This is a genomic window from Pedobacter steynii (genome assembly GCF_900103665.1).
Classification (GTDB): Bacteria; Bacteroidota; Bacteroidia; order Sphingobacteriales; family Sphingobacteriaceae; genus Pedobacter; species Pedobacter steynii.
Genome location: NZ_FNGY01000010.1, coordinates 254,550 through 273,425, shown reverse-complemented (window position 1 = coordinate 273,425; position 18,876 = coordinate 254,550). Strand labels below are relative to the sequence as shown.

Annotated in this window: 16 protein-coding genes; 10 read left to right on the top strand and 6 right to left on the bottom strand. The window is 41.9% G+C overall.

Annotated elements, in window-relative coordinates; genetic code table 11:
• Positions 1-7 precede the first annotated feature (7 nt).
• Both BLQ87_RS25495 and BLQ87_RS25490 read right to left on the bottom strand, forming a co-directional pair.
• A complete protein-coding gene (locus BLQ87_RS25495; RefSeq protein WP_074611739.1) occupies positions 8-1,273 on the bottom strand; it encodes a DUF1501 domain-containing protein in 1,266 nt (421 codons plus the stop codon).
• A 10-nt stretch (positions 1,274-1,283) separates the two neighbouring features.
• A complete protein-coding gene (locus BLQ87_RS25490) occupies positions 1,284-3,155 on the bottom strand; it encodes a DUF1800 domain-containing protein (RefSeq protein WP_074611738.1) in 1,872 nt (623 codons plus the stop codon).
• A gap of 145 nt (positions 3,156-3,300) precedes the next feature.
• On the opposite strand from BLQ87_RS25490, the gene BLQ87_RS25485 reads away from it, so the two are divergent.
• The 3 genes from BLQ87_RS25485 (at position 3,301) to BLQ87_RS25475 (ending at position 6,114) form a co-directional block, all read left to right on the top strand.
• A complete protein-coding gene (locus BLQ87_RS25485) occupies positions 3,301-3,846 on the top strand; it encodes a fasciclin domain-containing protein (RefSeq protein WP_172664961.1) in 546 nt (181 codons plus the stop codon).
• 406 nt (positions 3,847-4,252) lie between these two features.
• On the top strand, positions 4,253-5,134 hold the full coding sequence (locus BLQ87_RS25480; protein ID WP_074611736.1) for a cupin-like domain-containing protein: 882 nt from the start codon (positions 4,253-4,255) through the stop codon (positions 5,132-5,134).
• A 98-nt stretch (positions 5,135-5,232) separates the two neighbouring features.
• Positions 5,233-6,114 (top strand): cupin-like domain-containing protein, encoded by an 882-nt coding sequence (locus tag BLQ87_RS25475; RefSeq protein WP_074611735.1) that lies wholly within the window; start codon positions 5,233-5,235, stop codon positions 6,112-6,114.
• 1 nt (position 6,115) lies between these two features.
• On the opposite strand, the gene BLQ87_RS25470 is transcribed toward BLQ87_RS25475, so the two are convergent.
• Positions 6,116-6,541 (bottom strand): YybH family protein, encoded by a 426-nt coding sequence (locus BLQ87_RS25470; RefSeq protein WP_074611734.1) that lies wholly within the window; start codon positions 6,539-6,541, stop codon positions 6,116-6,118.
• A 197-nt stretch (positions 6,542-6,738) separates the two neighbouring features.
• Between BLQ87_RS25470 and BLQ87_RS25465 the strand changes: the two genes are divergently transcribed.
• Genes BLQ87_RS25465 through BLQ87_RS25450 form a run of 4 tightly spaced genes read left to right on the top strand, consistent with a single transcriptional unit; the run spans position 6,739 to position 11,582 of the window.
• Positions 6,739-7,836 carry a vWA domain-containing protein gene (locus BLQ87_RS25465; protein ID WP_074611733.1) on the top strand — a complete coding sequence of 366 codons (1,098 nt, stop codon included), beginning with the start codon at positions 6,739-6,741 and terminating at the stop codon, positions 7,834-7,836.
• 24 nt (positions 7,837-7,860) lie between these two features.
• Positions 7,861-9,354: a sigma 54-interacting transcriptional regulator gene (locus BLQ87_RS25460; protein WP_074611732.1), complete on the top strand. Its 1,494-nt coding sequence runs from the start codon at positions 7,861-7,863 to the stop codon at positions 9,352-9,354.
• A 51-nt stretch (positions 9,355-9,405) separates the two neighbouring features.
• Positions 9,406-10,683, top strand: coding sequence for a metallophosphoesterase (locus tag BLQ87_RS25455; protein ID WP_074611731.1), 1,278 nt, complete (start codon positions 9,406-9,408; stop codon positions 10,681-10,683).
• A gap of 17 nt (positions 10,684-10,700) precedes the next feature.
• The gene (locus tag BLQ87_RS25450) at positions 10,701-11,582 is read left to right on the top strand and encodes a UbiA family prenyltransferase (protein WP_074611730.1); all 882 of its coding nucleotides are present in this window, start codon (positions 10,701-10,703) and stop codon (positions 11,580-11,582) included.
• On the opposite strand, the gene BLQ87_RS25445 is transcribed toward BLQ87_RS25450, so the two are convergent.
• The 3 genes from BLQ87_RS25445 to BLQ87_RS25435 are packed head-to-tail and all read right to left on the bottom strand — an operon-like array spanning position 11,579 to position 15,848.
• Complete coding sequence (locus BLQ87_RS25445; protein WP_074611729.1) at positions 11,579-12,268, bottom strand: response regulator transcription factor; 690 nt, start codon at positions 12,266-12,268, stop codon at positions 11,579-11,581. The two genes, BLQ87_RS25450 and BLQ87_RS25445, sit on opposite strands and share 4 nt — an antisense overlap.
• Before the next feature lie 5 nt (positions 12,269-12,273).
• Entirely contained in the window at positions 12,274-13,941 is a 1,668-nt protein-coding gene (locus tag BLQ87_RS25440) for a sensor histidine kinase (protein ID WP_074611728.1), read from the bottom strand.
• Between the two features lie 11 nt (positions 13,942-13,952).
• Positions 13,953-15,848: a S9 family peptidase gene (locus BLQ87_RS25435; RefSeq protein ID WP_074611727.1), complete on the bottom strand. Its 1,896-nt coding sequence runs from the start codon at positions 15,846-15,848 to the stop codon at positions 13,953-13,955.
• A gap of 323 nt (positions 15,849-16,171) precedes the next feature.
• Here BLQ87_RS25435 and BLQ87_RS25430 point away from each other — a divergent pair, with 323 nt between their 5' ends.
• Genes BLQ87_RS25430 through rfbC form a run of 3 tightly spaced genes read left to right on the top strand, consistent with a single transcriptional unit; the run spans position 16,172 to position 18,862 of the window.
• Positions 16,172-17,980 (top strand): tetratricopeptide repeat protein, encoded by a 1,809-nt coding sequence (locus BLQ87_RS25430; RefSeq protein WP_074611726.1) that lies wholly within the window; start codon positions 16,172-16,174, stop codon positions 17,978-17,980.
• Between the two features lie 16 nt (positions 17,981-17,996).
• Positions 17,997-18,299 (top strand): DUF4286 family protein, encoded by a 303-nt coding sequence (locus tag BLQ87_RS25425; RefSeq protein WP_074611725.1) that lies wholly within the window; start codon positions 17,997-17,999, stop codon positions 18,297-18,299.
• A gap of 8 nt (positions 18,300-18,307) precedes the next feature.
• The gene (rfbC, locus tag BLQ87_RS25420; RefSeq protein ID WP_074611724.1) at positions 18,308-18,862 is read left to right on the top strand and encodes a dTDP-4-dehydrorhamnose 3,5-epimerase; all 555 of its coding nucleotides are present in this window, start codon (positions 18,308-18,310) and stop codon (positions 18,860-18,862) included.
• The last annotated feature ends 14 nt before the right edge of the window (positions 18,863-18,876 follow it).

Here is an 18,876-nt window from a genome sequence, read left to right as displayed (position 1 = left end):
TAAACTCTTACTTCATTACGCCGATTTTACTTCCATCCCATTCCGGAAACAGCACTTTATCATTATTAAGGTTTAAATGCTTGTCTGCCACCTCACTGAATACGCTTCTAAAATCTGTGGTCACGGCCAGGTCTCTGCCATCCTCCAGATTTTCCACTGCCATCGGCTGCACATTGCCATGTACCAACCCTCCGCTCACGCCATTCCCTAAAATGAAATTACAGGAGGCCCGTCCATGATCCGTTCCACCGGTACCGTTCTGCTTCACGGTACGCCCGAATTCGGTCATGGTCATTACGGTTACATCATCTTGTAAAGTGCCCATATCTGTCCAGAAAGCCATAATACTATTGCTGAGGTCATTTACATTTCTTGCAAAAATCCCGGTATCTGTTCCCTGGTTAAAATGGGTATCCCAACCTCCGGATTCGGCAAAGGCGACTTCCATTCCAACGTTCATTTTAATCAGCTGTGCGATCTGTTTCAGGGAATTTCCCAATGCTGTATTTGGATACAGGGCATTATTTGAAGGTTTATAATTCTTAGTATCTGTTTTCTGAAGCATCTTAATCGCTTCAAAGCTCTCCTTGCCGGTATCTTTCAACAGTCCGGAGGAAGTCTGGTCATAGAGGTCCTCAAAACTCTTAGCCGCCATATTGGCCCCCTTAACATTTCCCCTCAACTGAATGTTGAAATCCTGCAAATTGCTAATGGCTACTGCCGGATGCTCCCCATAGAATGACCTTGGCAAAGAAGAGGTTAAGCTTACCCCCTGGAACGGTGTTGCGCCATCATGCCCCAGCAATCCCACAGCCCTGTTTAACCAGCCGCTGTCCGTTCCTTTTTTAAACGGGGTTCCAGATTCCATGTAATCCTGCGCATCAAAATGGGAACGGGTATTATTGGGTGATCCGATGCCGTGCACAATGCCCATCCTTTTATCCCTGAACACCTGTTCAAAGGCCGACATAGAGGGGTGCAGACCAAAGCGGCCATCCAGATCGATCAGTGGCACATTTTTTCCTCCCTTAGCAGCGCTCATAAACAAGTTTGGTCTTGCTGCTTTCAGGTACTCATCGGTAAATGGCGTTACCGCCATCAAACCATCCATTGCGCCCCTTTGAAAGATGCACACCAATATTTTCTTTCTGTTAAACAGACCTAAGGGTTTTGTGCCTGCAACCGCTTCGGCCAGAAAGGCGGGAATTCCGCCCATTCCTATTCCGAATAATGCGAGTCCACCTGCTTTGATAAATCCTCTTCTTGAAGTCATGATTTAAGTTTTATTTACGTTGAAATTCCGGAGAACCGATAATTACCCCCACTACTTGCGCCAGCATTGCATTGTTATTGGCTGCATTATTTGCAGCGGTTTTTAGGGGAACGCTATTCTCTCCCATCATTGTCTGTTCCTGCTGAGCTGCATTTTTGTCCGCCGCATTGGCCACCTTAGTCGACAGCGAAGGATCATTTAACATCGGCTTCAACCGCTTTACGGTCTCAGTCAGATTCCTTTCCGGCATGATCATCTTACTATAAGTAAGCAGGGCTGCTTCCGCGCTTTCAGGCTCATGATGGTTGTTCAATGCAGAAAGGTTGATCTTCACTCCCGGAATCCGTTGTGCTGCAAGCGCCAATCCGAAGTTCATTCTATTCAGCAATGCACCCGTATTGATCCAATATTGCCCTTTATCCGGAAATCCTGTAGGGGCCTGATAGTAATACATTTTCTGTCCCATTTTATTGATCCAGTTAAACAACTGATAAGGTTGTGTAATGTCGGCATCCAGACTACGGACGGCACTGATGGCCAATTCAAAGGGAGATTTTGTTTTTTCCCGGAGCGATGCCGGGCTCCAGAATTCGGCAGATGAAACCATTGTCATCATTACCTGCCGAATATCCCCATCCGTCTTCGTAAAAGTCTTTGCCATCTTATCTATCAGCGTTTGTGCCGGATTATCATTCACAAACCTGGTGGCTATCTTTTTAGAAATAAACTGAGCTGTAGATGGGTGCCGGGCCAGCATATTCAGTAAAGTCAGCCCTTCATCATATCCCCCACCTGCTGCAAAATGCTTACCCAAAACGGTCTTCTCTTCATTATCATGTCTGTTTGGAACGAACAGAAAATCACCTTCCCTCACAAAACCACGTTTCTTCAGGTTCTCTGCTCCCACATTATCGATGATCTTTTGCATTGCAGCGCCATATCCTTCTTCGCCCATTGGGGCTAAGGTCCATCCGGTCAATACCCTTGCCGCCTGGGTAACGTCCGACTGTGTGTATCCACCATCTACTCCCAGTGTATGCAGTTCCATTACTTCCCTTGCATAGTTTTCATTTAGCCCGCCCTGTTTGCGCTTCGGAGGAACCCTTCTTTTTACTGGCTTCCCTGCTCCATTCATCTGCGGCTCCCCATTATTCTCCAAAACAACCGGCTGTCCGGTACTCGTAAAATTGTCCAGATAAACCAGCATGGCCGGAGATTTGGCTGTAGCCAGTAATAAATGCTCAAACTTACCTGCCACATTCGGTCTGATCACATCACGTTCGTAAGCGGGAATAAAGGAAGCGCATTGATTCTTGGTTAAAGAAACATTAAAGTGGTTGAACCAAAAGTCGGTCAGCAGCTCCCTCAGCTGATTACGTGAATAAGCTGCTCTTAATATCTTCTGATTAATAAATTGTCTGTATAATTCCTGTTCCGGTTTAAACCCCTTCTTTTCCATATAGCTGCGAATCTGCTCCCTATATGCTTTGCGATCTCCCTTGTCTACCGAATCTTTGTGGATAGACCCATCGGCAATTGCCAGCTTCAGCACCCGGTTTGGCCTTGGGTATTTATTCTCCACCTCCGTATTGCTCAGGTTAATGTCATCAAACCGGCTCAGCATCAGGTTCAAGGAATCATCGGAAAGATCTCCATCCAATTGTTGACGGAACCACTTTTCCAGTCCCATTTTAACCACTGCATCCACATCTCCGTCCTTACTGCCATAGGTAAACCTGCTCAGCAAATGTGCCGCAGCCTGACGTTCGGTAAGACCGGCCTTCTGATAAGGAAACGCGGGTTTCTCTCTAAAAGAAGAAAACAATACTGTAACGAGGAAAAGTAATGCAAATGAATAAAGAACCTTTACTGGTGTTTTCATAAGTGGACGATTTGATGAACAACCTTATGACCATTAAAACGTCAAAAAGATTAATAGCATATAAATTATTATTCCCATTTATTATGCCATCCCTTAAATCCGGCCTAAAGATTTCTTCGTATCTGCCCATATGAAAACTACCACTATGAAAAGAACCTTTCTAACCGTAATTGCCTTAGTAGCTTTGGCATTCAACACACAGGCACAAAAAAATCCAATGGTCGGCGGCGCAGCAATGTATGCCGATAAAGACATTGTAGACAATGCCGTAAACTCTAAAGACCATACCACACTGGTTGCAGCAGTAAAAGCCGCAGGCCTGGTAGAAACTTTAAAATCAGCAGGACCATTCACTGTTTTCGCTCCTACCAATGAAGCTTTCAGTAAACTACCTGCAGGAACAGTAGAAACGGTATTAAAACCAGAAAACAAAGCCCTGCTTACCAAAATCCTGACCTATCATGTCGTCGCCGGAAAAATGACCAGCAAAGAAATTGCAAAGGCCATCAAAGCCGGCAATGGCAAAGCAGAATTAACTACCGTAAGCGGTGGCAAACTATGGGCCTGGATGGAAGGCAGCAAACTGGTATTAAAAGATGAAAAAGGTGGCATGGCTACTGTAACGATTGCGAATGTGCATCAAAAAAATGGTGTCATCCATGTCATAAATTCCGTATTAATGCCAAACTAAAAATCCAGCAATAAAATATTATAAACAGGAATAGGGGCAAGGGAAATATCCAGGGGGCATCTCAAAATGAGTTGCCCTTTTTTATGCACCCAATTTTCCATGCCCCTGTTACATCGGCCTCCTGCTATGTCCACCCTGCTATGTCCGCCATGCTACAGAAAAAGTTGTTCCTTTTCGAAGGCCTGCAAATGTTTTCCCTTCAAAACATTTGAGCCTGAGAACAGGATTAACTTTTTCCATTTGTCAGAAGATTTCAATTTTTCCTCCCTCCCCAATCGCTCATTTTACATTTTCATTAATTTTGACTTTAACAATAAATTAACATGACCTGAGCATGTTTCATGATCTATCAAAGGGGGATTGATTTCGATCATGCGTGCCCATCTGAACAATAAAAAATAAACAGATGAACTTTGAACTTACTCCAATTGACATTATAAACGATATCTCCAAAGCAGATTTCGAGAAAAACTACCTGAATACCCGTCGTCCGCTCATCATTAAAAACATGTCCAAAAACTGGCCTGCTTACGAGAAGTGGAACCTGGACTATATGAAAACTGTTGTAGGCGACAGAACTGTCCCATTATACGACAGCTCGAAGGCAGATCCTTCGAAGCCCATTAATGCTTCCGCTGCGGAGATGAAATTTGCCGACTACATTGAGCTCATCAAAAACACGCCTACAGACCTGCGGATTTTCCTTTTCGATCCCATTAAGCAAGCACCTGGATTACTGGACGACTACCATGCGCCCAAAGAATTAATGGGAGGCTTCCTGGACAGCTATCCGAATATGTTTTTTGGCGGCAAGGGTTCTGTCACCTTTTTACATTACGACATCGACCTTGCTCATATCTTCCATACCCATTTCAACGGTCGAAAACACGTCATCTTGTTCGAGAACAAATGGAAAGATCGTTTATATCAGATTCCTTATGCCACCTATGCTTTAGAAGATTACGATGTCGAAAAGCCAGATTTCAATAAATTCCCTGCGTTGCGCGGCGTTAAAGGAATCGAGGCTTTCCTCGATCACGGAGACACCTTATTTATGCCTACGGGATACTGGCATTGGATGAAATACCTGGATGGCTCTTTCTCTATCAGCTTAAGGGCATGGGATAAATCTTTACTGGTAAAAGCAAAAAGCTTATACAACCTGACGATCCAGCGCAAGTTCGACGATTTTATGAAGGCTAATTTCCGGGAAAAGTACATGACATGGAAGGAAGGACTGGCAATTAGAAGGGCAAATAAGGCGCTTGCGAGTCAGAAACCCAGATAAATAGAACGTTCGGCGTCCCGAATTGGTAAAAAATAATTAATTCTGGATGAACAAGTTTAAATTTTAATTTACACTTTTGTTCTTTAACCTTGATAATTATGAGCTTTATACTGAAGCCGGTAGATACCGTTGAGAACATTAGTCCTGAAGATTTCAAAAAGAATTATTTAGATCCCAGACGTCCTTTAATTATTAAAGGGCTGACTAAATCATGGCCTGCCAGAGAGAAATGGACGACGGATTATTTAAAAGAAATTGGCGGCGACATCAATGTGAGCCTGATGGACAACTCAAAAGCTGACCCATCAAAGCCGATCAACTCTTCCGTTGCCACGATGCGTTTTGGCGATTACCTGGACCTGATCAAAAGAGAACCTACTGAACTGCGTATATTTTTCTTCAACCTGTTCAAACATGTTCCTGATCTGATTAAGGACATCACCCTACCTAAAGACCTGATGGGCGGTTTCATTGAAAGCATGCCAGCGATGTTCTTTGGAGGATCGAATTCTGTTACCTTTTTACACTACGATATAGATTTACCTCACCTTTTCCATACCCATTTTGGAGGAAGAAAACACATCATCCTTTTCGATAACAAATGGAAAAAAAGATTGTATTGCATTCCAAACGCAACTTATGCTTTAGAGGATTATGATGTAGCGAACCCTGATTTCGAAAAATTCCCGGCTTTAAAAGGTGTGGAAGGATACGAAGTGTTCTTGGAACATGGGGATACCCTTTTCATGCCTACCGGTATGTGGCACTGGATGAAATACCTGGATGGTTCTTTCTCCTTAAGCTTAAGGGCCTGGGATGCTTCTATCACCAGGAAAGCACAAAGTGTATTTAACCTTGCGATAAAAGGAGGTTTGGACAGCGTATTGAAAATGGCTTTTAAAGCCCCTTATGCAAAATACAGAGAGCGCTTAGCCATAAAAAGAGCAGAGAGAGCCTTAGCAAACGGCTCTCCCAAATAAGTTAACTGCTGTGGTCGGATACCACTACCCAGAGTCCTTTGATTTTTCTCAGGATTAAGGTGAAGTATCCCTGCGGTTCGTCTTTTTCTCTTTTCAGATGCCAGCCACCCAATACAGATGCAGCATCTTTTGATAAGAGTTCTACTTTCTTGATACTAAAGGTCAGGGTACCCATTGCACTTTTGTCGGGGTACCCTTTCTTATAATTATCCAGCGTTTGCTGCCATCCATAAGTGGGGCCGCTCTTTCCTACAAAAAGCAAACTGTCATTCTTCCAATAGCCTTCCATGAATTTTTCCAGGTTTCCCTCATTCCAGGCGAGACGTTGTTGCTCTAATACAGCAAGTATCGCTTGCTGATCTGCAGTTTGCTGGGCCTTTCCGCTAAGACCAAATCCTATAAACAGGATTAAAATTAATTTCTTCATATTGATTGATCTGATTTCAAATTTGATTGATGTAGTTTAAAATAGCAATAGACACACTTAATTGCCTGGATATTCCTCCTGATGCTGCTAAAAATGTCCTGGTTATCACGCTAAATATAGGAAGGTATTTTTACAACTGGATAACATTACTAATACCTCAAACTTTTACCTTCGATATTCCGTTTATATATAAACACATGAGAGGTTTCCATTTTTCTAATTTTCAACCAGATGACTTGCCAAAAGGCGGTTTTGATGAATTGCTAAAGCTATTCACCCAACTGCTCAATTACACTGCCGGTGATGCGGGAGAAACCCTGGCATGGATGAATGAATTGGACAAGCAATACAAGTTTACGAATAACGATTACGGGATGGGCGACTTTATCGAGGATTTAAAAGATAAAGGCTACCTCAAGGAAAATCCTGCCAATGGCGATATGAACATTACCGCCAAGACAGAACAAACCATCCGGCAGTCTGCATTGGAAGAAATCTTTGGGAAACTCAAGAAAGCTGGCAAAGGAAATCACAATAGCAATATCTCCGGCATCGGAGAGGAGAAGAACGCCGATAGAAGAGAGTATACTTTTGGAGATAGTCTCGACCAGATTGATATGACTGCCTCCATTCACAATGCACAGATCAACCATGGTATCGGAAACTTTACCCTCACCGAAAGAGACCTGGAAGTAGAAGAAAAGGATTATAAAACACTCACCTCTACTGTACTGATGATTGACATCTCCCACTCTATGATTCTGTACGGAGAAGATCGGATCACTCCTGCTAAAAAGGTTGCAATGGCCCTTGCAGAGCTGATCAAAACCCGTTATCCAAAAGATACACTGGACATTGTGGTGTTTGGAAACGATGCCTGGCCGATTACGGTAAAAGACCTTCCTTATTTACAGGTAGGCCCTTACCATACCAATACTTTTGCCGGACTGGAACTGGCAGCTGATCTGTTGCGGCGCAGAAAAACACACAATAAGCAAATCTTTATGATTACCGACGGCAAACCTACCTGTCTGAAGGAAAACGGACGTTATTATAAAAATAGCATGGGGCTCGACCGGAAAGTAATCAATAAAACGCTGAACATGGCGGCACAATGTAAGCGACTGAACATCCCAATCACCACTTTTATGATTGCACAGGACCCCTATCTGCAGCAATTCGTACGGGAGTTTACGCAGATTAACGGCGGAAGGGCTTTCTACAGTTCTCTCACAGGCCTCGGAGAGTATATTTTTGAAGATTACATTAAGAACAGAAGAAAAACGGTTCGATAGAACAGCTCAACACGACGATACAACATGGATCACATCACTATAAAAACACTCGGACAGCTCAAAGCTTCCAACTATAAATCACTGGCCGTAAAGGACGAACTTCGTAAAAACCTGATCACACAGCTTCAAAGTAATGAAGCAGGTTTTGAAGGTATCCTAGGATACGATGAAACTGTTATCCCTGAGCTTCAAACCGCCATCCTCTCGAGACATAACATTTTACTTCTGGGCTTAAGAGGACAGGCAAAAACACGAATTGCCCGTTTGATGGTCAACCTTCTGGACGAATACATTCCTTATGTTGCCGGAAGTGAAATCTTTGATGATCCCTTGAACCCCATCTCCTGGTATGCAAAACATGAGATTCTGATTCATGGAGATGAGACCCCAATCAGCTGGCAGCACCGTAGCGAGCGCTATACAGAGAAACTGGCTACACCTGATGTAACAGTTGCAGATTTGATTGGCGATGTAGATCCGATAAAAGCAGCCACACTGAAATTAACCTATAACGATGAAAGGGTAATTCACTTCGGGTTGATCCCAAGGGCTCACCGCAGCATCTTCGTGATCAATGAACTTCCCGATCTGCAGGCACGCATCCAGGTTGCCTTGTTCAATATGCTTCAGGAAAAAGACATCCAGATCAGAGGGTTTAAGCTTCGTCTGCCATTGGATGTACAATTTGTATTCACCGCAAATCCTGAGGATTATACCAACAGGGGCTCTATTGTGACGCCATTAAAAGACAGGATAGAAAGTCAGATCCTGACCCATTACCCTAAAACAATTGCCATTTCCAGAAAGATCACTTTCCAGGAAGCAAAGATCAGCGAAGAGCAAAAGGCATATATCGAATCCGATGGATTGGTAAAAGACCTTGTGGAGCAAGTGGCATTTGAGGCACGTCAAAGTGAATTCATAGACCAAAAATCCGGGGTTTCCGCAAGGTTAACTATTTCTGCTTATGAAAACCTAATCAGTTCAGCGGAACGAAGAATGCTGGTAAACAGGGAGAAAAACACCTTTGTAAGGCTGTCAGACCTGGTAGGTATTGTTCCGGCAATTACGGGCAAGATTGAATTGGTTTATGAGGGAGAGCTGGAAGGCCCGGCAAAAGTAGCGCATACCTTAATCGGAAAAGCGATCAAATCGCTGTTTAACCGCTATTTCCCGGATCCTGAAAAAGCAAAAAAGAGCAAATCTGCAAATCCATATCTAATTGTTACGGAATGGTTTACAGAAGGAAATACACTGGACCTTTCTGACCGCCTGACTTTAGCTGCGTATAAAAAAGAGCTGATGCAGGTGGAAGGACTGAATGAATTGGTAAAACAGTTTCATCCCAAACTAAGTGCCAACCAGACTTTACTGATGATGGAATTCGTGCTCCATGGACTGGCAGAATATTCACAGCTAAACAAGAAATATCTGGAAAGTGGCTTCGGCTTCTCAGATATGTTCGATAGCTTGTTCAGTGCCGGACCGGATGAAGAAGATGACCTTGATTTCAGATAGAAAATCTGAGACCTCAAAAATATAATTAATAATAACCTTTAAAACCTGCGAATGGGCCGATTACCCGTCTTTATATTTTTATCTGTTTTACTGTTGGCATTCGACTATTATTGCTATCGTGCCATTCTGAGTGTATTCAAAAACTGGAAACCGCAAACAAGAAAGTTATTTACCGTCATCTGGTGGGGATATACGACTTTGCTGGTGATCGGTGTGTTCACCTCTTTCTATGCCAATCTGTTCCTAAGTATGAAATCAGTAATCCTGGTGGCTTACTTTTTAACGGTTGCCTGTAAACTGGTCATGCTTCCTTTCCTGATAGTCGACGATCTGAGAAGGTTCATCATTAAACTTTCCAGATCAGTAAAACCCTCATCCGGTCCATTGGCTGACCCAACTATGCCGGAAACCATTACTCAGCCCTTACCGGGCGAGCCGATCAGCCGTTCCTCATTCCTGGTTAAAGCGGGACTGATTACTGCTGCCATTCCCCTGACGTCTTTAACCTGGGGCATTGCCAAAGGAGCATACGATTATAAAGTAAAACGCCGGACTCTAATCCTACCCAATCTGCCTGCATCCTTTGAAGGGATGAAGCTGGGTCAGATCTCAGATATCCATTCGGGAAGCTTCTATAATCCCAGAGCCGTTCTCGGTGGCGTAGAAATGTTGCTTGCCGAAAAACCGGACCTGATCTTCTTTACCGGAGATATTGTGAACGACATGGCTACTGAAATGCGGGACTATCAGGATATTTTCAGCAAAGTAAAGGCCCCGTTAGGCGTTTACTCTGTTCTTGGAAATCATGATTATGGAGAGTATCACTTCGGCAAAGGCCCATCTGCTGCAAAGGCTAAGAATCTGCAGGATGTCATCAAAACGCATCAGTTAATGGGCTGGGATCTCCTGATGAACGAACACCGCAGATTAAAAATAAATGGAGAGGAGATCGGAATCCTGGGTATTGAAAACTGGGGAACGGGACGTTTTCCAAAATATGGAAGAATGGACCTGGCCACCAAAGATACAGACGACCTTCCTGTAAAATTATTACTTTCTCACGATCCATCCCACTGGAGGGCAGAGGTGCTGCCTAAATATTCACAGATAGACGCGATGTTTAGCGGACATACCCATGGAATGCAGTTCGGCGTAAGAACCGAAGATTTTCAATGGAGCCCGGTACAGTACATTTATAAAGAATGGGCAGGCTTATATCAGGAAAAAAATCAGCAACTTTATGTAAATGTTGGCTATGGATTTCTCGGCTATCCGGGAAGAGTTGGAATTTTACCTGAAATAACGATATTTGAATTGAAACGCGCTTAGCTAATCTTTCCCCGGACATGGTAAAAAGAATACTATTTTCCAGCCTTGATTTTCTACTATTCAGCAATTTATTCATTGCGATCGGTGCCGTTGCTCAGGGGCTTCTGACCTACCATTTATTACAGGTGCCGCCGAACAAGAACATTCTTGCGGTCTTATTTTTTGGAACATTAGCCATCTATAATTTCAGTATGCTGATGTCTCATCCTAAAGATCCTGGCAACTCTCCTTACGTCAGGGTGCGTTGGATTTTTTCGCATCACCGGCTGATCATTTCCATCACGCTGATCTCCGCACTCTGCCTGATTCCACTGGGCTTGCTATATCTGAGCATAGAAGGGAAGCTGTTGATGCTCTTTACGGGGGCAATGGCGGTTAGCTACAGCATCCCCTTTCTGACCTTAAACCATGAAAAGATCGGATTAAGGAATATACCGGGCATCAAACTTTTCCTGGTTGCGATTGTATGGGCCATCAGCTGCGTTTTATTACCTATAGTGGAGGTAGAACACAGTTACCCAATCAATATCTCTACAGGCGAGACTTTACTGCTTGTAGGCAAACGTTTTTTATTCATTGCGGCAATCACGATTCCTTTTGATATCCGGGACCTCTTTCAGGACAAGTTGTATGAGCTGAAAATGATCCCGGTAATGTTCGGCGAAAAGAAGGCCTATATTTTCTGTCAGTTTCTACTTTTAGGCTACCTCGTTCTATTGCTATTGTTCAGTCAAGCGGTCAATCTGGATGTCATTGCTCTAACCATCACCATCCTGCTGACAGGATGGCTCATATTTAAGTCCGATATCCGAAAGAATGAATATTACTATTTCTTCTTCTTAGATGGCATAATGATTTTACAATACCTGCTCCTGTTATTAGCAAGCATTAGGTTTTAAGCAGGATTAAAGCGATATCCAACCCCTCTAACCGTTTGCAATAGCTGAGGATTATCCGGATTAAGTTCTATCTTTTTACGCAGGCGTACGATGTGCATGTCCAGCGTTCTGGTATTTACATCTGAGTTATATCCCCACACTTCCAGCATCAACGCATCCCTGTTGATCACTTTATTAGGGTTCCTGAGAAAATAAAGCAAGATTCTGTTTTCCAGAATGGTCAGTTCAATTTTCTTTTCATTCCTGAATAAGGTATGGATATTAGGATGGTGTTCCATATTGCCAAAACGATGAATCTCTGAACGATCGTTGTTTAACAGGAATTTCACTTTATTCTCGAGCATCGCCACCAATACATCCATATTGAAGGGTTTGGTCACATAGTCGGAAACCCCAAAGTTATAAGCATCAATCTTATCGATATCCTGCGCTTTTGCAGTCATCATGATAATCAGATTTTCAAAGCCCTGTTTTCTTACTTCTTCGCAAACTTCTGAACCTTGTTTACCAGGCAGCATCCAATCCAGCAATACGATATCCGGTTTTTCACTAAGGATCAATTTTTCCGCAGCATCTCCGTCTCCGGCTTCAATGATCTCGTATCCTTCTGCTTTTAAGCGATGTACTACTAGAAACCTTAAGTTCTCATCGTCTTCAACTATTAATATTTTAATTTCCTTAGACATACTTTCTAATCATTATATGGTAGTACAATTTTAAATTCTGTTCCTTTATTCACCCTGCTCTTCACAGTAATCTCGCCCTTCATAAAGTTAACGAGTTCCTTACAGAAAGCCAAGCCAAGCCCAACGCTTCCATTCTGGTTGTATTGATTCTGGATGCGGAAAAACTTTTTAAAGATATTATTAATTTCGGAGGATGGGATTCCGATCCCATGATCCGTAAACCGGAACACCACCCGGCCTTTGATTAAGCGGGCACTGATGTGTAACTTTTTTCTTTCCGGTGGTGAATATTTATAAGCATTCTCGGCCAGGTTGTCAAAGAGGCTACCCAGGAGAACAGGATCGGTCACAAAAGTATTGAAACCACTCACCTCATAGGTGAAATCAAAGTCAGGATGCTTCAGGCAATGGGATTCCACGGTGCTCTCGATAAAATCTTCTATGTAGATCTCGTCTCTGTTTAATTGAATGGCTTTATTTTCAATCTGAGTGAACGCCAGCAATTTATTCATTAGCCCATTTAGCTTATCCGCCTCTTCATCCAGTATCTTTCCATATAGTTTCAGCTCCCTATCGGTAAGAACTGTAGCGCTTTTTATGTTATTTCCAGCGATCTTGATGACACTGACGGGGGTCTTAAACTCATGCGTCAGGTTATTCACAAAATCATATTGCAATTTAAACATCCGTTGATTGATATTCAGGTTCCTGTAAATCAGAAATGCAACCAGCACTACAATCCCGTAAAACACAAGAATCGCTAATGCAATGGGTAAAAAATAACTGAGGATTTCCTTATCTACAAATGATTTTGAAGAGATAAAATAAAGTTTATAATCAGAAAAAGGCCCTGGAAGAGTAATCTCTGTGCTCAGATAGGCTTGAGAAGTATCTAAAGGATCATAAGTCAGAGGCTGTATCTTGATAAACTGATACAGGAGGGGCCGGGAATTAATGATCTTAATCTTATAGGGGTCCAGGTGGAAACACATCATGTCCTGCTGGTAAACAGGCTGCGGATCCAGTACATTCCTTAACATTCTTTTATAGGCCTTAAGTTCCTCCATCCGCGGAATATTGAGATAGGTGATCTTATTGGAGCGGACATTACTGAAATTGCTGAACAGCTCATCCTGATCAGGCACCTTGGTGGTGTCCAGACTTTCAATATAAGAAGCCAGTTTCAACGCCAATCCGTTAAAATCATCTCCTACAATAAAATTCCTGGTATTCTCTCTGGAAAACAACAGCACGGAATCCTGTGGGATCAAACTTCCAAACTGATAGATATTTTTCGGCCCAAAAGAAAATTTCCCGGTATTTAATCCATCGCTTACAGGTGTATTCTTTACCTCAGAATCATAAAACACAACTTTGGAAACAAAAGGATATTCCAGTAATACCGTATCCACAAAGCTGGAAGCCGTGGCAGAATCCAGATATCCGTTATAATAAGACACCTCGGGTAGTTTCTTTTGAAAGAAATCATTATATGGTTTAATGCTTTGCTCCAGCACGTTGACCTTCTCTGATACAAATTCGTTTTCAATGAATTTCTTGCTAAAATTATAGGCCAGATATAAAGACAGACAAAACAATACAGACATCAATACGATGAAAGTAAGGATTAAGGAAAAATTCTTACGATAGCCTGTTTTTTTCTCTGAGATCATGAGATCCGAATTTACCTGTTTTTAAGATTAGTCTCTAGAAATTGTTCCAGAGTAGTATAGAACTGATGCCTGCTTTCCTGATTTTTAGCAGGGAATACGATGCCTTCATTTTCCAGATAGGTTACGTTCACATTTCTCTTTTTAAGGTTTTTCACAAATTGCAAGGATTCGCCTGCATTGGTATTTTGATCCTTTACATTCTGACAAATGAATACGGGAATATTGATTCTATCGGTCTGGAATAACGGCGAAGATTTCCGCATCTGGTCCGCATCCGTTAGTGGATTTCCGACAATACCATAATATAGCTGAAGACTGGTTTTAAAATAAGGCGGAATAGATTTTAAATAAGCAAATAAGTTAATTACACCAGAGTTAGAGGCAGCACAAGCATAAATTCCAGGGCTCAGATAAGAGCTGTTCAAAGCAACATTGCCGCCAAATCCCGTTCCATAGATTCCTATTCTTTTCGGATCCGCAATCTTTTTTTCAATGAGCCAGCTTACTCCATCATTGATATCATCCTGGATCTTCCCTCCCCATTCTTTAAATCCGGCAGACATAAAAGTCTTGCCATATCCTGAAGAGCCACGATAGTTAATCTGAAATACAGCATATCCCCTATTGGCCAAAAACTGAACCTCTGCATTATATCCCCATAAATCCCGGCTTACAGGACCGTCATGCGGCAGTACAACAACCGGCAGGTTAACTGCTTTAAAATGTAAAGGAAGTGTGAGATAGCCGTTAATTTTAGTGCCGTCTTTCGACTGAAAGCTAACCGCTTTCATTTCACTCATCTCCCCTTCCCGAATTGCGGAATTAAAATCACTTAATTTCCGGAGTTTTCTTTTGTCAGCAAAATAAAGATAATAGGAACCTGGGTTTCTGTCGGTAAAGGTCCTGATGACAAATACATTTTCTGCCTTATCACGGGACAGAATTTGCGTCTCCGTTTTAGGCAGCAGACGGTCCAGGTCATCATATATAATCTTTATAGAATCGTCCAGGTAATGTTTTTCTTTCTTCCAGGTTTCGTAGGTCAGAAAAGACATCTTTTGCTTTTTTCTCGAATACTGAGCTTCCGTAATATTTAGGGTATCATTTCCGAAAAGCACTTTCAACTCTTTCCCCGTGTTACAATCTACTTCGACCAATGCGCTTTTATCTCTGTTTACACTGGAAATGGCATAAATAATATTAGGACGGTCATGCTTAAAGGCGACAGGTTTAAAGGTAGTGATGAAATTATTGGTCATGATGGGCTTGAACACTTGTCCTTCCTGCGCCCGGTATAACATTGTGGTCGTCGCACCATCTGTACTTACCGCCAGCCTTAGTTTTCCTTCTGAATCCGTTTTCCAATCCGTAATATTCCCGGGGTTTTTAGCCGCCATCTCCATGGCACCATTTCTTACATTTAGTCGGTAAACATCAAAAACAGTAGAATCTCTTTTATTGGAAGAAACCAACAAGAACTTATCATCAATCAATTGATCTTCTAAAACCCTCATTTTCCCTTGCTCATTCCTGCTCAATTGCCTTTCATTGATCCCTTCTTTATTGATGATAAAAATATCTGAACGACGTTTTGCCGCATCGATCTCTTTATAATAGATCAGGTCGTTGTTGCTTACCCAGAAATAAAAAATAACATTTTTGTCTTTCAGATGGGTAATTTTCCTCGCCTTTCCGGTAGCAATATCTTCAATATAAAGATTCAGGCCTGAGTCTTCCAGTTTAAGGTAAGAGATATTCAATCCATCAGGAGACACACGATAGTAAATCTTATCCTGAGATTTAAAAAAATCATCGAGAGGAATAAGACGTGCTTCCCCCTCCTTCTGCTGACAGGCAAAAGCAAGAGATATTAAAAACAGGAAAAAGTATCTTTTATATACAATCATATTATTTAATAGCCTACAAAGCTACACAACGCTACCTTTCTAAAAAGGCTATACACCAATATTGTTACTTTTATACTCCTTACCTCTGGCGTATGATGTTGAATATAATTACTTTTTTGTGGTATGGGAATATAAATGAGTAACATTTAAAATACCGGCATGTATTAATCTTGTGCACTTAACACATAAATTAACCTTTAAATCGTTAATTTTAGGTCCCTGCACACTTTAACCCAATGAAACCATCATAAGTATACCGCCTACAAAAAGTAATGAACATGCTTAAGATAGCTTCATAACCGCTGAAAAACAATTGTACTGTAATGAAAAAATTAGTTTTAATCATTTCTTTTTGCCTCTCTGCTTTGTATTCTTCTGCTCAGGAGAGTGTGGATGATGCACTTGCTTATCAATATTATCAACAGGGGCAGTTTCAGGAAGCGTCCATATTATTGGAAAAGCTCTTTAATAAAACAAACAGCGACACTTACTTTGAATTATATTTCACTTCGCTATTAAAGATTAAAAAATTTGAGGAAGCAGAGAAACTGGTAAAAAAACTGATCAGACAGAACCCGAAGAAACCAACGTATAGCATCGCCCTTGGCCGTTTTTATCAGGAAAAAGGACAGATAGACGAAGCGAACAAACAATACCTTCAAGCCATTAACAACCTTCCTGCGGAAGAGTATAAGATCCGCGAGTTGGCCAATAACTTCTATAATTTCCAGGCGTATGACCTGGCCATCACCACTTTTTTACAGGGGCGAAAGCTCATGAACGACAATAAGCCTTTCACTTTTGAATTGCTAAGTATTTACCGCTATAAAAAGGACAAAAACATGCTGATTCAGGAATACCTGAATGCACTTCCTGAAATGCCTCAACTACTTCCCCAGGCAGAAAGTGTATTGTCTACGGTCTTTGAAGACAATTCCGATTACCAGCTTTTACAGTCTGCATTGCTAAAAAAGATTCAAAAGGAGCCACAAACTGAGATCTACACCAAATTATTAATCTGGCAATACCTGCAACAGCAGGAGTATGAAATGGCATTGAGGCAACTGATTGCACAGGACAAACGGATTAAGGATGATGGTGGAATCCTATATCAGGCTGCCAATACTTTTCTGAGCAACCAGGCCTACCCGGTAGCCATCAAAGCTTATGAGTATCTGTTATTAAAAGGAAAAGAAAATGAGTATTATCTACCGGCAAAGGTGGAGCTCGTCAACGCTAAATACCAATTGGTAATTACCGGAAAATTTGAAAAAAATGCCATTACTGAACTGGCGGCAGCTTACCAATCCATCCTGGATGAATATGGCAAAACGCCACAAACAGTTTTCGCATTAAAAAAATGGGTAAACCTTCAGGCTTATTATCTGAATGACCTTGAAAAAGCCGAAAAAGGATTGGAAGAGGCGCTTAAAATCCCTGGTCTTCCCAACGCAGAAACCGGACAACTAAAGCTTGATCTTGGGGATATTTACATTTTAACACAACAACCCTGGGAAGCCATTCTGCTCTATGAACAAGTAGCGAAACAATTTGAAAATCAGGCTATCGGAAACGAGGCCAGATACCGGTCGGCAAGGCTTTCCTTTTATCAGGGGAATTTTACCTATGCGAAATCACAGGCAGACATCCTGAAGGCATCAACTTCACAACTGATTGCAAATGATGCCCTGAACCTCAGTCTTCTGATTTCTGACAACCTTCAATCGGCTACAGACAGCAGTGCGTTAAAAATGTATGCTGATGCAGAAATGCTTCAGTTCAGAAATTTTCCGGCGAAAGCAATGGTAAAGCTCGATAGCATCCCGATCGCTTTCCCGAACAATAGTTTGCTCGATGATATCCTAATGGCAAAATCAAAAATTTTAATCAAAAATAATGAAATCAGTCAGGCGATCATTGTTTTGAAGGAGCTAACGGAGAAACAACATACAAGCATATGGGCCGATGATGCTTTGTTTACGCTTGCAGGACTTTATGAGACCAATCTAAAAGACAATGAGCAGGCAAAAGTATTGTACCAGAAGCTGATCAATGATTATCCCGGCAGCATGTATACAACTGAAGCACGTAAGCGTTTTAGGAAACTTCGTGGAGATATTATTGGTACATAGTTCCTATCTTTGCCCTATGTTATTATACAATGTTACTTCAATAATTGAAGATGCCGCTGCCGACCGTTGGTTGCAGTGGATGCAGGAGTCCCACATTCCAACTGTAATGTCTACGGGAAAATTTATTTCCCATCGTCTGCTTAAAGTAGTGGATTCTCCAAATGAAGGGGTTACCTATTGTGCCCAATATGCAGTGGAAAACATGGCGGATTACCTGGATTATCAGGAAATTTATGCTCCAGCCTTTCAGGCTGAAGTTGCGGCGAATTTTGAAAACCAGGTGGTTTCCTTTCGCACGCTAATGGAATACGTAATCTAATCCCTAATATGAATATTATAAAAACACCCATTGAAGGCCTACTGATCATAGAGCCGAAAGTGTGGAAAGACAACCGCGGCTATTTTTACGAAAGTTTCAATGCGAAAACACTGGCAGAGGCAGGCATCAATGTCAACTTCGTTCAGGACAATCAATCTTTTTCACAGAAAGGAGCCTTACGAGGCTTACATGCACAAAAAGCCCCCTTTGATCAGGGCAAACTGGTCAGAGTGATCCAAGGGAAAGTGATGGACGTAGTCGTTGATGTTAGAAAAGGATCTCCGACCTATGGCAGTCACTACGATATTGAACTTAGCGGAGAAAACCACAGACAGCTTTGGGTTCCACCAGGATTTGTACATGGTTTTTTAACACTGGAAGATGAAACCATTTTCACCTATAAAGTAAGCAACTACTACGATAAAGACTCAGAAATCGGAGTGATCTGGAACGATGCGGACCTGAACATTCAATGGAGTAAAGTTATTCCTGAAAATGAGTTTATCCTTTCTGATAAAGACCAGGTGCTTCCTGCTTTTAAAGACTTCAACAGCCCTTTTTAATCGCTGATATAAGA

What these genes read in the sequence shown, in the direction of transcription:
- BLQ87_RS25495 (WP_074611739.1), bottom strand. Translation starts at nt 1,273, where the DNA reads ATGACTTCAAGAAGAGGATTTATCAAAGCAGGTGGACTCGCATTATTC.
- BLQ87_RS25490 (WP_074611738.1), bottom strand. Translation starts at nt 3,155, where the DNA reads ATGAAAACACCAGTAAAGGTTCTTTATTCATTTGCATTACTTTTCCTC.
- BLQ87_RS25485 (WP_172664961.1), top strand. Translation starts at nt 3,301, where the DNA reads ATGAAAAGAACCTTTCTAACCGTAATTGCCTTAGTAGCTTTGGCATTC.
- BLQ87_RS25480 (WP_074611736.1), top strand. Translation starts at nt 4,253, where the DNA reads ATGAACTTTGAACTTACTCCAATTGACATTATAAACGATATCTCCAAA.
- BLQ87_RS25475 (WP_074611735.1), top strand. Translation starts at nt 5,233, where the DNA reads ATGAGCTTTATACTGAAGCCGGTAGATACCGTTGAGAACATTAGTCCT.
- BLQ87_RS25470 (WP_074611734.1), bottom strand. Translation starts at nt 6,541, where the DNA reads ATGAAGAAATTAATTTTAATCCTGTTTATAGGATTTGGTCTTAGCGGA.
- BLQ87_RS25465 (WP_074611733.1), top strand. Translation starts at nt 6,739, where the DNA reads ATGAGAGGTTTCCATTTTTCTAATTTTCAACCAGATGACTTGCCAAAA.
- BLQ87_RS25460 (WP_074611732.1), top strand. Translation starts at nt 7,861, where the DNA reads ATGGATCACATCACTATAAAAACACTCGGACAGCTCAAAGCTTCCAAC.
- BLQ87_RS25455 (WP_074611731.1), top strand. Translation starts at nt 9,406, where the DNA reads ATGGGCCGATTACCCGTCTTTATATTTTTATCTGTTTTACTGTTGGCA.
- BLQ87_RS25450 (WP_074611730.1), top strand. Translation starts at nt 10,701, where the DNA reads ATGGTAAAAAGAATACTATTTTCCAGCCTTGATTTTCTACTATTCAGC.
- BLQ87_RS25445 (WP_074611729.1), bottom strand. Translation starts at nt 12,268, where the DNA reads ATGTCTAAGGAAATTAAAATATTAATAGTTGAAGACGATGAGAACTTA.
- BLQ87_RS25440 (WP_074611728.1), bottom strand. Translation starts at nt 13,941, where the DNA reads ATGATCTCAGAGAAAAAAACAGGCTATCGTAAGAATTTTTCCTTAATC.
- BLQ87_RS25435 (WP_074611727.1), bottom strand. Translation starts at nt 15,848, where the DNA reads ATGATTGTATATAAAAGATACTTTTTCCTGTTTTTAATATCTCTTGCT.
- BLQ87_RS25430 (WP_074611726.1), top strand. Translation starts at nt 16,172, where the DNA reads ATGAAAAAATTAGTTTTAATCATTTCTTTTTGCCTCTCTGCTTTGTAT.
- BLQ87_RS25425 (WP_074611725.1), top strand. Translation starts at nt 17,997, where the DNA reads ATGTTATTATACAATGTTACTTCAATAATTGAAGATGCCGCTGCCGAC.
- rfbC (WP_074611724.1), top strand. Translation starts at nt 18,308, where the DNA reads ATGAATATTATAAAAACACCCATTGAAGGCCTACTGATCATAGAGCCG.